We start from the raw sequence: 15,763 nt of genomic DNA on the forward strand, positions 1-15,763 counted from the left end.
ATGTTTTATGAACCTAAGTGTTGTTAAGTTCACCAAATCAGATTAAATAGTGCGCTTGATGTACCACTCGAACAAGGACAAAAAAAGCCAACCTACTTTGAAACTTTTTGCCAACTTAAATATTTTTTGATTATTTCAAACAACTTATATAACCTACTCTTATTCATAATTATTTAAATAAAGTACATTTGTCCTTAAATGATAAAAATATGGCTTTAAAAGATAAAAAATGAAATATTATGCCTACTCTTCCTCGCATCTCATATCAAAATTTCGGCGTTCCAAAAATCACACTAAGCTTTCTGTTTTTAGAGCTTTATTGCATAAATGAAAACGATAAACTGCATTCAGAGAAAAAAATTGGATGAGGAGAATAAATCATGTTTGATATGCGTTTATCTCATGAGCGTGGTGCAGCACATCATGGCTGGTTACAGTCAAAACATACGTTTTCATTTGCAAATTATTGGGACCCGAAACAAGTCGGCTTTTCAGATTTACTTGTAATTAATGACGATACGGTTGCTCCATCAAAAGGCTTTGGTACTCACCCTCACCGTAACATGGAAATTATTTCTTATGTGCTTGAAGGTGCGTTAGAACATAAAGATTCAATGGGTACAGGTTCGGTTATTGTGCCTGGTGATATTCAGTTAATGAGCGCAGGCCGTGGGGTTGCACATAGTGAATTTAATCACTCTGCTCAAGAAAACGTGCACTTCTTGCAAATTTGGGTGGTTCCAAATGAAGTGAACACAACACCGGGCTATCAACAATTGCATATTTCCGAGGAAGACAAACGCGGTAAATTGCACTTGATGATTTCACCAAAAGGTGGCGAAAAAACTTTATCCATCAAACAAGATATTAATATTTATTCAGGTCTTTTTGATGGTGAAGAAACAGCAGAATTTGCAATTCCAGAAGGTCGTTATGTTTACCTACATGTGGCAAAAGGCCGTATTGATGTAAACGGTAAAACCTTTAATACAGGTGATGCTGCACGAATTCGTGATGGAGGCAAGTTATCATTTACTAATGGTGACAACGCCGAAATTCTGATTTTTGATATGCGTCCGGAAGAAATTCCAACCATGCCATAATCAACAAAAAACACCTGCGAAATATACGCAGGTGTTTTTTTATGTTTATTAAAAAGAAAAATTATGAATGGTCTTCCGAGCGTGCCATTTCAGTGTTGATATAACTCATGATCATAGTTGTTAACCCTTGCACCATTTCATCAAAACTAATAAATGGGTTAGGTAAAATAAGATGCCTTGCTACGTTAAAAATACCGCTATTAATACAAATATAGGTAATTACAGGTAAATTATTAATTTTTAAATATTTAGGATTATGCATCATATATTTCATGATGACTTCCATTAAAGCCTGTTCAATTTTTGGAATATATTTATCGTATTGCAACTCACCTGCATAACGTAAAACGGTTAAATAACGGTCATTATTTTTCTTTAATAAATCACTGAACGTATAAAAAATCATTTCAATAACAGGTTCTAACTCCAACTCTAAAATTGTGGGGGTTAGTTCTTTAATCATGTCTAAAATTTCACTCACAAAGTAGTGATTCATCGCATCGTAGATTTCTTCTTTGTTTTTAAAATACTCATAGAGTGACCCCACACTCACCCCTGCAATTTCTGCAATATGACGTGTGGTGGTACCACTTGGTCCATGCAATGCTACAGCAATAAAACCTGCTTCAATAATGGTATCGACAGTGACTTTGGCTCGTGCCTGACGGGGTTTTCGCGTAGACATATTTTCTTATAAATAATCCGAACATAAGCTCAGATTAGCATGTAATTTAGCCCTACCCTAATAAAAAAACAAAATCCGAATAGTTGTCAACTTTCATGAAATATTTCTTTTAAAACTACAATGAAATACAGTTATAAGTTCTTTTATGTTTGAGTATTTCTTTTTAATTACATTAAAATATTTAAATAAAAATCAATATATTAATAAATTTTAAAACTAATTTTTTATTTTATAAAAACATGAAACTTTAGGTTTAGAAACTTGAAAAGTTACCCGAATTGAATCCGAACATAAACTCAGATTAACATGAAAAAATCTAAAAAGAGGTTGAGCCGTTTTACTGAACTTTCCTCTTTTTCCCGTTATTCAGTCAAATAATCACACAAATAACGGAGCAACATCACCGTAGTCAGTAAGCAGAGAAAACTGCTTTTTGAAAATGGAATTTACAGTGTCCTGTTGCAAATCAAAGCTTTTTGATTTTCGACATAGCCGCACTATCACTGATTGATCTGAAGGTGTCACCATGATCTCGACCACAGTTAAAAAATCACTAAACAAAATTAAATTTTACCGTGAAATCGAGTTACCGGATTTTGCCAGTAAAAAATCCATCCCAATCCGTCATTTAAATATCGGATTTGAAGGTAAAGAGATTGATGTTGAATTCTATATGAATAATCAATTTGCCACGATGTTTTTTGCTACGCTTTCAGTATTTCTAACTTATGGTGAAGATCTGGTGATTGAAACAGCTCGTCATCACCGTGAATTTATTCAAGATCCAGTTTTAAAACAGCGTGTTACTTCATTGATTGGACAAGAGGCGATTCATTCTAAGTTACACAATGAATATAACGATGCGCTTAAAGATGTTGAATACCCTGTCGATTTATACCGTTTCTTGGGTGAAAACTTCTTTAAATATGTGTTTTTGAAATTCCCGCAACCGCTTAAATTATCGATGATGGCCGGTATTGAGCATTTTACTGCGGTACTTGCCGAATACATGATGAAGCACGAAAAGAATTTCTACTATTCAGATGATGCAAAAAGCCGTGCTTTATGGATGTGGCATATGCTTGAAGAATCTGAGCATAAAGATATTGCCTATGATGTGTATCAATTACTCAATGGTAGCTACCCACTACGAGCTTCTGGCTTCTTCTTAGCTTTCTTTACTATTTTAGGTTTGATCCCAGCAACTACCTTGTTTATTCCGGTTTTAAGAAAACCACAGGAAATGTTGACTAGAAAATTCTGGAAAGACGCGCGCCGTGGTGTAGGACTTATTTTTGGTCCAAAAGATGGTGTATTTGGTAGCACCATTGGCCAGATTTTCGATTACTTACGTCCTGACTTCCATCCAAATGACCATGACACGACCGAATATCTAGAGTACTACAAAGACAAATTACTCAAAGAAGGCGGCGCGATTGCACCTTACTTTGTGAAGGAATTTACCCCACCTGTACGCTTGTCTTAACTGGCTTGCAACCAGTCATTACTTAATGACTGGCTTTCCTTAAATCTATTTCGGGATGAATCATGATTTTATTTGGCAAAAAGAAAGTTAAACCAAGCCAAAAAGCTTATGCCGTCGTGACGGGTGCAGGCAGTGGAATTGGACGAAGTTTTGCAATTGAACTGGCAAAACGTGGTGGCAGCGTAGTCTGCGCAGATATTAATTTAGAAGCTGCAGAAGAAACTGTAACGCTGCTTGAACAACAGGGTGCAAAAGCATTTGCAATGCATTGTGACGTAGGTAATCCTGAACATGTCACAAATTTGGCTGAAACTGCTGAAATTTTACTTAGTCATCCTGTCACCCTTGTCATTAATAATGCGGGTGTAGGTTTAGGCGGTAAGTTTGACGAACTCAGCCTAGAAGACTGGAATTGGGTCATGAATATTAACCTTTGGGGTGTTATTCATGGTTGTCATGCATTTGTGCCAAAGTTCAAAAAACTAGGTTACGGTGCAATTATTAATGTAGCTTCTGCGGCGTCTTATACCGCAGCACCAGAAATGACTGCCTATAACGTAACGAAAGCTGGTGTTCGTGCGCTGTCTGAAACACTTTCGGCTGAGCTTCGCAAATTCAACATTAAAGTGAATGTGCTTTGCCCGACTTTGGTGCCAACCAATATCATTAAAAATGGTCGTATTCCGGGCCGTTATTCAAAACTTGCAGACCATGCGCTCATGAACTACGCACTCACCACAAGTGATGATGTAGCCAAACTCACTCTTAACCGTCTTGATCAGGATGAGCTTTATACCATTCCTCAAATCGATGCGAAGTTGTTCTGGCTGATGAAACGTGCATCACCAAGTTTGTATACCAAGTTTCTTGGTACCTCTTACAAATTATTTAAATAAGAAATTTTATAGGTAGTACCCATATGACTGCTCAAATGAAAACAAATGCATCAGCAAAAAAAGCTGTCAATTCACCTCACCATATTTACGATACCTTTATTGTCGGTGCCGGAATTTCCGGTATCGCTGCAGCGATTCGTCTCGACCAAGTTGGCTATACCAACTATAAAATTATTGAAAAAGCAGGACGTGTGGGTGGCACTTGGCGTGAAAACACCTATCCGGGCTGTGGCTGCGATGTACCGTCGGCTTTGTATTCTTATTCGTTTGCGCCTAGTGCAAAATGGAGTCACTTATTTGCGCGTCAACCGGAAATCTTAAGCTATTTAGAAGATGTAAGTAACGAGTTTAATATTACGTCTAAAATTGAGTTTAACAACGAACTACTCAATGCTGCTTGGGATGAATCACGCCATTTGTGGGTACTTGATACAACTACTGGTCAATATCTATCGCGAACTGTTATTTTTGCAACAGGCCCAATTACCGAAGCCCAGATTCCCCGTCTTGAAGGTCTAGATACCTTTACTGGTGAAATGTTCCATTCAGCGAAATGGAATCATGACTACGACCTTACTGGAAAACGCATTGCTGTAATTGGTACAGGTGCATCTGCCATCCAGTTTGTGCCACAAATTCAACCTAAAGCAAAAGAGCTATTTGTGTTCCAACGTACGGCTCCTTGGGTACTGCCAAAACCGGATACGGATTTGGGTGAGTTTAGTAAATCAATTATTGCCAAATATCCAGCAATTCAAGCAAGTTGGCGTAAAAGTGTAGCGCTAACCCTCAATGCGATTAATTTTGGTTTACGTAACCCACTTGCGCTAAAACCAGTAAATGTACTCGGCAAGCAATTACTTAAACTTCAAATTGCAGACCCTGAGTTACGTAAAAACGTAACGCCTAATTTTGATATTGGTTGTAAACGTATTTTGTTTGCTAACAATTACTACCCTGCACTACAAGCACCGAATACCAAACTTATTCCACATGGCCTGGTTAAAGTCGAAGGCAATACGGTGATTGCAGCTAATGGCGAACGCCATGAAGTTGATGTGATTATTTGGGGTACAGGTTTTGAAGTATCTCACCCACCAATCGGCAAACGTGTGTTTAATGAAAAAGGCCAACGTTTAAATGATTTGTGGAAAAATAGTTCACCGGAAGCTTACTTAGGAACTAACATTGAAAATGTACCAAATGCATTCTTAGTATTGGGACCAAACGTACTGGTTTATGACTCATTTATTGGTTTGGCAGAAGCACAGCTCGACTATATTGTAGATGGCTTGCTAAAAATTAAAAACAAAGGAATTAGCAAGTTAAATGTTAAGGCTGATGTAATTAAAAAGCACAACGACTTGGTGCAAAAGCACTTACAAACAACTGTATTCAATAGTGGTGGCTGTAAGAGTTATTACCTTGACGCTAATGGTCGCAACTTTGCAGCATGGCCGTGGTCATTGAAAAAGCTTAAACAACGTTTGAAAAAACTAGACTTGAAGGATTATGAAGTTACATATCAAATGTCAAAGACACATTAATTTGTAAATTTGACCAAATCAGTTGTAAGGAATGGGCAGTGTATTTTAGATTTTCATGAAATACACTGCCTTCTTCATTCAATCTTCAAGAAATAAAAGAACAGGTTAAAGATGAAAGAAGGTCAATCAAGTCGTACTGCCGAAGCCGCTGCTGCTTTACGTGCGAATCACTTTAAAAATACGACAAACCCTGTATTTTCAGATCCCTATGCTTTTGAAATGACCAGTAAAGGTTGGAAAAAGCTTTTATCTACACCACTCATTGTTAAATTAATGAATTCACCCATTTTAAACCGTACCTTAGGTTTATTGAGTGGGCAGGTTGTCGGTCGATCACGTTATGCCGAGGACTTACTTAATCAAGCTGTTCAACACAATATTGAGCAATATGTTTTGGTTGGAGCGGGTTTAGACTCTTTTGTGCTCCGAAAATCACAGCATTATCCAACTTTAAAAATTTTTGAAGTTGACCATCCTGATACTCAGGCTGCCAAACAATCTAAACTCAAAAAATTAGGCGAACTTCCCTCTACTGTTGAATTTGTTTCTATTAACTTTGAGAAAGAATCTATCTCTGAAGCGCTTGCCCGAAGTCGCTATGTACGAAAAGCTCCGGCTTTCTTTTCTTGGCTGGGCACCACTCATTATTTAAAACCAGACACTACGCTACAAACTTTAAAAAGTATTGCTGAATTTGCTGCAAACGGAAGCGAAGTGGTACTCGACTATTCAACCGATTTTCAGGAATTAAAAGGTATTGAGCGACTTGGGAGTATGGGCGTTGCACAGTTTACCCATTTGCTCAAAGAACCTTTACTAGGTCAATTTAAACCTTCAGATTTACATCAGGCGGTTGAAAAAATGGATTTTGAAGTAATCGAAGACTTGTCTGGTGAAGCTATTACTGAACGTTATTTTTATAAGCGTGCCGACAATATACGCCATACATCAGCAACACGTTTGCTACATTTGCGTTTAAAGAAATAAAGATATTTTGATTATTGGCTATTTAACCGCATGGCATGAGGTGTTTTTCCATGCCATCTTTTATAAGCATGAATAAAACTGGCAGGTTCGGCATAACCTAACCATTCGGCAATTTGCTCAACAGAAGCTTTTGGTAATGCCAAATATTGCTCTGCTAAGACCTGTCTAACCTCTTCACGAATCTGGATAAAAGTCATTCCTTCCGATGCCAAGTGACGGCGCAGGGTTCTTATATTTAAATGCAGTCGATCAGCCACTATATCCATGGATGGCATTTCCCCACGCATACTCATCAGCTGCTGTTGCACTAAGGTTGTAAATTTATTTTGTGATTGGCGCTTTTCTAATATTTGACGACATTGTTCTTCTGCAGTGTGCAGAACCAACTCATTCGCCATGAGTAATTTTTGATCCACTTTTTGCGGATCAAGAATTACAAAACTTTTAGCTGCGCCAAATTCTGGCATGACCCCAAATAAATTCCGATAAGGCTCGGCATCACCTTTAGGTTGGAAAGAAAAAGCCAAATATTGGCAAAAATTGTCCTGCACCAAATCTCGCTGTACCGTAATGAGTGCAGCGGCATCGCGTTCAATAATGAATTGACGTACTGAAGATGGAATATCTTGCTCATCAATTTCAATACGGATTCCTTGCGGTGTATCCGACACATCAAAGCGGGTAAAAGCAAAGGTTAAAGTAAAATAGGTTAAAGCCAAATCCAGTGCTTCACGAATGCTCGCACTACTCATCAGAGCCATGCCTAATGGCCCAAATGTGGTGAAATGATAGCGTGTGCCCACCTCTAAGCCTAATGTCGGTCTGTCTCCTAGTTGCTCAACCAAGTTATGAATCAACTGTAATTCCTGATGGCCTGTCACCACCATATTAGGGTCAAGTAATTGTTGTTGGCTAAGCCCAGTCCCTTGCAAAATTGTCTGATAAGAGATGCCTGATTCCATCGCGAAATCAGCCATTAACCGAACACTATGTACACTGCGTTCAAATGCCCATGCATACTTCACTGTATCGCTCAGAATGTCCTCGAATCACAATATTTTGTCCTCATCCATCCTCTAAATCAAGTTAATAAACGTCTATTCTGCATACAGGAAATTGCGATTTTTTCGCTCACTGTTTTTAAGGATTTTAGAGCAGCCTATGTTTAATTCGTCGTCTAATTCAAATAAAAATGTACGCATCGCCATTATTGGCACTGGCTTTGGTGGTCTAGGACTTGCCATTCGTCTCAAACAAGCAGGTTTTGAACAATTTACTCTATTTGAAAAAGCTGCCGATGTAGGTGGTGTCTGGCGTGACAACACTTATCCGGGCGCTGCATGTGATGTGCCGTCACATCTTTATTCTTTTTCTTTTGAACAGGAACTTGGTTGGAAAAATCGCTACGGGACATCTCAAGAGATTTATCAATATTTACGTCACTGTGCCGATAAATATGACCTTCGCCCGCACATCAAATTTAACACTGAAATAGCCAACGCCGAATTTGATGCACTGCAAGGTGTATGGCACATTCAAAGTACAACTGGTGAACAGTTTGAAGCTGAATTTTTAGTGGGTGCGGTAGGCCAACTCAACCGCCCTGCCTATCCAAAACTTAAAGGCATTGAAAACTTCAAAGGTAAGGCATTTCACTCAGCGCGTTGGGACCATGACTATGACTTAACTGGTAAACGTGTTGTAGTCATTGGCACAGGCGCAAGCGCGATTCAGTTTGTACCTGAAATTGCAAAACAAGTGGCTCACCTAGACGTTTATCAACGCTCAGCGCCCTATGTTATTCCAAAACCGGATCGGGTTTACCAACCTTTAGAGAAAAAAGCTTTCCGTAAACTGCCGATCTTGCAAAGTCTAGACCGTGCCTTGCAATATGGTCATCATGAAATTCGCCTACTTGCCTTTACAACTTCACTCAATGAAATGCCTTTGGTGGAATACATATTCCAGCGCCACATTCGAAAAGTTGTTAAAGATGGGAAGTTACGCCATCGTTTAATGCCGGACTATCCAATTGGTTGTAAACGTATTTTAATCTCTAACCACTGGTATGAAACGCTGACCCAACCTCATGTTGATGTGATTAATACCGGCATTCAAGAAATTACCGAACATGGCATTTTAGACACGGAAGGAAAGCTGCGTGAAGTTGATGCCATTATTTACGGTACAGGTTTTACGGCGACTGAATTTATGGCGCCAATGCAAATTACTGGACTTGATGGGCGTACATTAAAAGACACATGGAAAGATGGTGCTGAGGCTTATTTAGGCCTAACAGTAAACGGATTCCCTAACTTCTTTATGTTGTATGGACCAAATACCAACCTCGGGCATAACTCAATCGTCTATATGATTGAAAGTCAGGTGAATTATATTTTAGATGCACTGCGCACTACTTTGAAAAATAACCTGCTGTTCACCAACATTCGTGCCGAAATTCAACACGAGTTTAATCAAAATATTCAGGAAAAAATGAAAAAAACGGTGTGGGCGCAAGGCTGTACCAGTTGGTATCAAACTGCTGATGGCAAAAATACCAATAACTGGCCAGGTTTTACCCTTGAATATCGCCAACGCACTCGTCGCTTTGACATTGAAAACTACACTCAGGTGTCGGCTATTTCTTAAATACGCTTCGCTATAGGAAATGAGAAAAATAAACGGAGAATTTTATGGAGTCTTTTAAAAATAAAGTCGCAGCTGTGACAGGTGCGGGTTCAGGTATTGGACAAGCAATTGCAATAGCCCTCGCCAAACAAGGCTGTCATCTGGCACTTTCTGATATTAGTGAAGCCGGGTTAGCCAAAACAGTCGAGCTCTTAGCACCCTATTCTGTCAAAGTCACCACTCAAAAAGTTGATGTGGCTAAACGTGATGAGGTTGCAACTTGGGCAAAGGCAGTGGTAGATGAGCATGGCCAAGTTAACCTGATTTTTAATAATGCTGGTGTCGCAATAGGGAGTACGGCTGAAGGTGTGAGCTATGAAGATCTTGAATGGCTCATTGGTATTAATTTTTGGGGCGTGGTTTATGGCACCAAAGAGTTTTTGCCTTACTTAAAGCAAAGTGGTGATGGGCATATTATTAATATTTCTAGTATGTTTGGTTTAACAGCTCAACCGACCCAAAGTGCTTATAACGCCAGTAAATTTGCCGTTCGTGGTTTTACTGAATCATTGCGCCAAGAACTTGATATGCAAAATGCTGGTGTGAGCGCGACTTGTGTGCATCCGGGTGGTATTCGCACCAATATTGCCAAAGCTGCACGTATGAATAATAGCGTCCAGTCTTTAGGAATGGACCCGCTAAAAAGCCAAGATGCTTTCGATAAATTACTTCGCACCCCTGCTGATGATGCAGCTCAGCAAATTTTGGAAGCTGTTCGTAAGGACCGTCGCCGTTTACTTATTGGAGCCGATGCAAAAGCCGTTGATGTAATTCAGCGTATTCTGCCGCAAGGCTACCAAAAGATCTTTGCAGCCGCGACCGCTTGGCAAACTCGCCTACTCAACAAATCAGCAAAATAAAAATAGTGGTCAGCATGCTCTTAATTTTAGGAGATGCTGGCTAATCTCACATGCTTAGTATGAGTCCTTATTATGAAGCAGCTTCTTGCATGGACCATCCGTACCACACTACGTCCAGCTTTATCCCCTAAAACACCACTAAGGCTACAACGTTTTTGTAGTGATGCAGCCAGCGCTATTGTGCTTGGGCCTCGTGGTTATCAAACAAAAAAGCAAATAATTGCTCAAGTTCCTACGCTTCATATTCTGCCTAGGACTATTAAGTCGGGTCTCGGTATTTTGTATTTACATGGTGGTGGCTATGTCGTGGGCAGTAGCAAAAGTCACGCTAAACTTGCCGCTCAGATCGGACATGTAGCTCAAGCACAAGTCTGGTTACCTGAATATCGTCTGGCCCCAGAACACCCAAGCCCTGCTGCTATTGAAGATAGCATTGCAGTCTATAAAACTTTACTTGCTTACGGACAAGACCCTAAAAAACTTGTAATTGCGGGTGACTCCGCTGGCGGCGGGCTGAGCTTAAGCACCGTAATTGCTTTACGAGATGCGGGTTTACCTTTACCAGCGGCGTTAGTTTTACTTTCGCCTTGGGTTGACTTAAGTCTTTCAGGAAACACAATAAAAACTCATGCTGCTCAAGATGCAATGCTCTCGGAAGACTGGTTAACTTGGTGTGCAAAAAACTATTGCGGCCAAAAATCGGCAACCGATCCAACGTGTTCCCCACTTTATGCTGACTTAACCGGATTACCGCCAGTTCTGATCCATGTCGGTACCGAAGAAGTTTTATTAGACGATGCAAAACGTCTTGCTGAACAGACTGAAAAATACGGCATTCCGACGAACTTAAAGCTTTATGACCAAGTCGGACATGTTTTTCAATTTCATGCAGGTATACTAAAGGAATCTAATGACTCCATTGAGCGCATTAGGCAATTCATTGATAAACATACAGAGTCAATATAAAAAATATCATTAGACAGGAGCCTTCATCATGACAATAAACAATTATGACTATGATTACCTGATTATTGGTTCAGGCTTTGGTGGTAGTGTTTCTGCTTGCCGTTTAACCGAAAAAGGCTACTCGGTTGCCGTAATGGAAATGGGGCGACGCTGGAAAGCTGAAGATTTTGCTAAAAACAACTGGAATACCCGCCGCTGGATTTGGCGTCCGAGCATGAAACTTTTCGGTTATTTCAACATGCGTTTTTTTCGCCATGTCACCATTATTTGCGGTAACGCCGTAGGTGGCGGCTCAATTACCTATGCCAATACCCTACTGGTTCCACCTGAACATATTTGGGATGAGGGCACGTGGGCAGATGCGGCGGACTGGAAAAATGAAATGCCTCAGCACTATGCTGAAGCAGAACGTATGCTTGGCGTGACTGATAATAAAATTTTCGGCCCTGCCGACCACATGCTAAAGAAAATGGGTGAAGCAGTCGGTGTCGGCCATACATTTAAACCCACTCGTGTTGCTACTTTCTTTCCACCGGAAGGTGAAGAAGGTGGGAAGACCTACCCCGACCCTTATTTTAACGGCGAAGGTCCAGACCGTGGCACCTGTACCGCATGTGGCGGTTGTATGACGGGTTGTAAACACAACGCAAAAAATACATTAGATAAAAACTATTTGTACTTTGCCGAAAAAAATGGCGCCAAGGTTTATGAAGAAACCAAAGTAGTTGATGTTAAACCGCTCAATGATAAAGCCGATGGCAGCGATGGTTATGAAGTCACGACTGAATGTTCAAGCTCATGGTTTAACAAACAACGTCGTACTTGGCGAGTTCGTAATGTGATTTTCTCGGCATCTTCTTTAGGGACACAAGAGATGTTGTTCCGTTTAAAACAGTCCGGTTCTCTGCCAAATATTTCTGATGATTTGGGTAATCGGGTTCGTACCAATGCCGAGTCAATTTTAGGTGTTCGTTTTTTTGATAAAGATGTCGACATGAGTAAAGGTGTTGCTATTGGTTCAAGTATTTACATTGACCATGACACTCACATTGAAGCAACTCGCTACCAAAGTGGCTCAGATGCCATGGGCCTTATGTGTACTTACATGGCTAAAGGCAAACCGGGTTGGACACGTATTTTCTTCTGGTTATGGGCACTCATTTGCCATCCATTTATTTTCCTTCGTATGAGTAATCCTGTCAGTTTTGCACGTCAAACCTTAATTTTCTTAGTGATGCAAACTGCCGATGCCTCAATCAACATGCGCTTGAAACGTAATTGGTTCTGGCCTTTTAGTAAAGTGTTATCGAGCGAAGGTAAAAAGCTACCTGTTTATATTCCGCAGGCCAATGCATTTACTGAAAAAGTTGCCAAAATGTTTAATGGCCACCCCATGACGACCATTACCGAAATTTTGTTTAATGTACCTTTTACAGCTCACTGTATGGGTGGTTGTGCAATTGCTTCAAGTCCAGAGCGTGGTGTGGTAGATGGACAAAATCGGGTGTTTAACTATAAAAACTTATACATTGTAGATGGTTCAATGTTAGGTGCAAATTTGGGCGTTAACCCAAGTCTCACCATTACAGCTCTGGCAGAACGTGCAATGTCTTATATTCCGGCTAAACATACTTTAGAAGAACAAGCTTATACTCAAACTCATGATGAAGTTTTAGAAACAGCAAAAGTATCTGCTTAACCACATCCAAAAGCAGGTTAAAACCTCAAATAAAAGGTTTCAACCTGCTTTTTTAATATTTAAAATTTAAAGGTGTAATCAACATTCAACCGCGTTTCATTTGCCGAGTGGAAAGTCATATTCGTTGGCATGTCATTACGGTAGTGAGAAAAGCGAGCTCGCATTCCTAAGCCTTTTAACTTGCCTTCTGGAATTTTATAACCCAAATCAAACTCTAGCGAATCTTCTTTAAATCGCTGATCGCCATATTGCAGTAAATCAATATCTTCGCCTTTTGCGTAGCGAGTCATAAAACGTAGTCCGTTTAATGAAACATCCCCTATCCGCGTATTTTTAAAGTCATATTCGTAACGAATTGAATAGACTTTTTCGTCTTTATTTGAGTAGTCCGAACTCATAAAATCAAGCACAACCGGACTTTCAGTTCCCGACAAAAATGGCAGACCAGTCGAGCCAAAAGACTGCATGTAGCCCAAAGAAACCGTATGATTTTGATAGTTCAAACCAAATAAGCCACTAATATGTCGGTTATCGACCTCTCCTATTTTTTTACTTCCAGTTTCTTCACTATTAAAAAACCGCACATCATTTAAAAAGTTAAGCTGGTCATTTAAAGGCTGTTTTCCGTTAAAACCCAAAAATTGTTGCTGGTAAATATCTTTGAGTTCAGCATGATAAGCACGTAAACGGTAGTCTTTTAACTGATAACTTCCACCTAAAGTATAAAACGAGTCAGTGGTGGCAGCTTTGTTAAATCGATGATTGATATTGTCTGTTCCAACATCGGTATAACGAATTGAATCGCGCTGCCGTACTTCGTCGACATAAAACCCTTCAAGTTGAAGATTTGGAATTTCATTTGAAACAAAACGGATACCGCGATAAGTCTGTGGGAACAAACGTGCTGGCGATGAAAAAATGGTCGGTAACTGTGGAACTAAATCTCCCACAAAAAGCTCATTTTTTCTAAATTTAGCCTTCCCTGTAATGCCTATTTTTCCATAATAGTCGTCACGCGAGTTGTCAGTATTCACTGGTAATAAGCCACTACGTGCATAGTCATCAGCACGGCTTCCCATCAGGTTAAAACCTGCCATTGCGAGCACATCAACACCAAACCCAACTGTCCCTTCGGTATAACCCGACTGTCCTTTAAAAATTAAACCCTGTGCCCAATCTCTGGCCGCCGTATAGGGATATGGGTCTTTTTTATAGTCTCGGTCGAAGTAAAAATTACGCAGCGTCAGCTCAGCTTTACTGTCTGCTATAAACTCAGCATGCACAAATTGACTAAATAATGGGCACAAGCATACCCCCACCCACAATGGTGTCTTTTTCATTTTTTAACTCAACTATTTAATTTTTAATGGATTAAGGTGCTGTTTTAAGTGAGAAGTTTTGCTCTTTCTTACTTCGGTAAAAAGCGCTACCTAAACTCAAAATCAGGAAAATAGCCAAAATAAACACCACACCGTAATAGGCATACAGCGTTGCAGGTGCAATACCTTTATCTAAGAAAATGCCTGCAACCGTTGGCGATAAGATTGCCCCAATCCGACCAAAACCAATCGCATAGCCCACACCTCGACTACGGATTTCAGCATCGTAAATTGTTGGAGAAATAGAATATAAACCTGCCACACAGCCATTAATGAGTGTGCCAAGTAATAAACCGACTATGAGAGCAATGCTCACTTGAGATGAAACGGCGACAAATAGGAAAACACAGACAGAGGTTAATCCCAGAAATAAGCTTAGGGCATAGAAAATTTTCATGCGTGAAGCAAGTAAACCAATAATGGCTGCTCCGAAAATACCACCAATACTAATTAAAATACCGGTACTTACGCCTTGTTCAGGCGACATTCCCATTGAAATCAGAATTTTTGGTGTCCAGCTCATGACAAAGTAAAAGCCAAACATCACTAAAAAGAATGCAAACCAAAGGCAAAGTGTCTGGAACCCCTGCTGCCCTGAAAATAATTTACCAATATCACCTGTATTTTTTTGATTATTCTGACCGTAATAAGGTAAAGCTTTTAAAGCAGTTAACCCCATGCGGTTTACTGTTGCGTTAATACGTTCTAGTGCCTGTTTTGGTCTTTTCGCCAACAAATAATCTAAAGATTCAGGTAATAACCACGCACTAATCAATAACATCACTATGGTTGTGATGCCCCCTGCCAAAAAGATTGAACGCCAACCTAAATGCTCAATCAATGCTAGTGAGAGTACTCCGCCCAGTGTCGCACCAATGCCATAACCTGTAGACATTAAACTCACTGCGAGACTGCGCCAGCGTGCATTGGCATATTCACTTGCCAAGACATTACTACTCGCAAGAATCCCACCTACCCCAATTCCGGTAATAAACCGAAGTGCGGCCAACATGCCATGACTTTGTACTAAAGCACAGCCCAACATGCTAAGACCTGCAATGACAAGACAAACTAAGATGAGTAAACGGCGACCGATTTTATCGGCTAAAGGCGCGAGAAAAATGGAACCGGCAGCCATTCCAAAAAGGCCAGCACTTAGCAACAAGCCAATTTGTGCCCCTGAAAGTGACCATTCTGCTGACACGGATGGAGCGGTAAATGCCATTACCATCACATCAAAGCCATCAATAATATTGAGACAAATACAGATCAAAATGACGAACCATTGGTAACGGCTCATGTTGTTTTGATTGATCTCACTTAGAACGTCTCTTTCCATTTGTGTATCTCCCTTGGATAAGACATACACACGACATTGCTAATATGAGCGATTGGGTGGTTATGCACATCCGTATCCATAATGACCTAGAGGAATATTTGTTTTTTGAGCATCCTGCTCTTTTTCTA

The 15,763-nt window shown here is 40.1% G+C and carries 13 protein-coding genes; 9 read left to right on the top strand and 4 right to left on the bottom strand.

The genetic code is table 11. The annotated features are described in order from the left end of the window. Nucleotides 1-380 precede the first annotated feature (380 nt). Entirely contained in the window at nucleotides 381-1,103 is a 723-nt protein-coding gene (locus NQ782_RS12455; RefSeq protein WP_000459994.1) for a pirin family protein, read from the top strand. Nucleotides 1,104-1,164: 61 nt separating this feature from the next. Here the strand turns inward: NQ782_RS12455 and NQ782_RS12460 are convergent, their stop codons facing one another. Continuing rightward, the gene (locus tag NQ782_RS12460) at nucleotides 1,165-1,788 is read right to left on the bottom strand and encodes a TetR/AcrR family transcriptional regulator (protein ID WP_002156858.1); all 624 of its coding nucleotides are present in this window, start codon (nucleotides 1,786-1,788) and stop codon (nucleotides 1,165-1,167) included. 526 nt (nucleotides 1,789-2,314) lie between these two features. Between NQ782_RS12460 and NQ782_RS12465 the strand changes: the two genes are divergently transcribed. The 4 genes from NQ782_RS12465 to NQ782_RS12480 all read left to right on the top strand — a co-directional run bounded on the left by NQ782_RS12465 (nucleotide 2,315) and on the right by NQ782_RS12480 (nucleotide 6,704). Next, nucleotides 2,315-3,274, top strand: coding sequence for a metal-dependent hydrolase (locus NQ782_RS12465; protein ID WP_000626177.1), 960 nt, complete (start codon nucleotides 2,315-2,317; stop codon nucleotides 3,272-3,274). Nucleotides 3,275-3,336: 62 nt separating this feature from the next. Beyond that, nucleotides 3,337-4,170: an SDR family NAD(P)-dependent oxidoreductase gene (locus tag NQ782_RS12470; protein WP_000600022.1), complete on the top strand. Its 834-nt coding sequence runs from the start codon at nucleotides 3,337-3,339 to the stop codon at nucleotides 4,168-4,170. Nucleotides 4,171-4,193: 23 nt separating this feature from the next. Continuing rightward, complete coding sequence (locus tag NQ782_RS12475) at nucleotides 4,194-5,717, top strand: NAD(P)/FAD-dependent oxidoreductase (RefSeq protein WP_000126740.1); 1,524 nt, start codon at nucleotides 4,194-4,196, stop codon at nucleotides 5,715-5,717. A 111-nt stretch (nucleotides 5,718-5,828) separates the two neighbouring features. After that, on the top strand, nucleotides 5,829-6,704 hold the full coding sequence (locus NQ782_RS12480) for a class I SAM-dependent methyltransferase (protein ID WP_057094314.1): 876 nt from the start codon (nucleotides 5,829-5,831) through the stop codon (nucleotides 6,702-6,704). Between the two features lie 11 nt (nucleotides 6,705-6,715). Here the strand turns inward: NQ782_RS12480 and NQ782_RS12485 are convergent, their stop codons facing one another. After that, nucleotides 6,716-7,729, bottom strand: coding sequence for an AraC family transcriptional regulator (locus NQ782_RS12485; RefSeq protein WP_000872537.1), 1,014 nt, complete (start codon nucleotides 7,727-7,729; stop codon nucleotides 6,716-6,718). 136 nt (nucleotides 7,730-7,865) lie between these two features. On the opposite strand from NQ782_RS12485, the gene NQ782_RS12490 reads away from it, so the two are divergent. The 4 genes from NQ782_RS12490 (at nucleotide 7,866) to NQ782_RS12505 (ending at nucleotide 12,917) form a co-directional block, all read left to right on the top strand. Continuing rightward, the gene (locus NQ782_RS12490; protein WP_057094312.1) at nucleotides 7,866-9,353 is read left to right on the top strand and encodes an NAD(P)/FAD-dependent oxidoreductase; all 1,488 of its coding nucleotides are present in this window, start codon (nucleotides 7,866-7,868) and stop codon (nucleotides 9,351-9,353) included. A 44-nt stretch (nucleotides 9,354-9,397) separates the two neighbouring features. Then, nucleotides 9,398-10,252: an SDR family oxidoreductase gene (locus NQ782_RS12495; protein WP_057094311.1), complete on the top strand. Its 855-nt coding sequence runs from the start codon at nucleotides 9,398-9,400 to the stop codon at nucleotides 10,250-10,252. 72 nt (nucleotides 10,253-10,324) lie between these two features. Then, a complete protein-coding gene (locus tag NQ782_RS12500; protein ID WP_057094309.1) occupies nucleotides 10,325-11,218 on the top strand; it encodes an alpha/beta hydrolase in 894 nt (297 codons plus the stop codon). A 28-nt stretch (nucleotides 11,219-11,246) separates the two neighbouring features. Then, a complete protein-coding gene (locus NQ782_RS12505; protein WP_057094307.1) occupies nucleotides 11,247-12,917 on the top strand; it encodes a GMC family oxidoreductase in 1,671 nt (556 codons plus the stop codon). A gap of 59 nt (nucleotides 12,918-12,976) precedes the next feature. On the opposite strand, the gene NQ782_RS12510 is transcribed toward NQ782_RS12505, so the two are convergent. Then, nucleotides 12,977-14,257: an OprD family outer membrane porin gene (locus tag NQ782_RS12510; protein ID WP_057094305.1), complete on the bottom strand. Its 1,281-nt coding sequence runs from the start codon at nucleotides 14,255-14,257 to the stop codon at nucleotides 12,977-12,979. 31 nt (nucleotides 14,258-14,288) lie between these two features. After that, on the bottom strand, nucleotides 14,289-15,635 hold the full coding sequence (locus NQ782_RS12515) for an MFS transporter (protein WP_057094302.1): 1,347 nt from the start codon (nucleotides 15,633-15,635) through the stop codon (nucleotides 14,289-14,291). Between the last annotated feature and the right edge of the window lie 128 nt (nucleotides 15,636-15,763).

Origin of the sequence: Acinetobacter sp. BD54 (assembly GCF_044778325.1) — a bacterium.
GTDB lineage: Bacteria > Pseudomonadota > Gammaproteobacteria > Pseudomonadales > Moraxellaceae > Acinetobacter > Acinetobacter baumannii.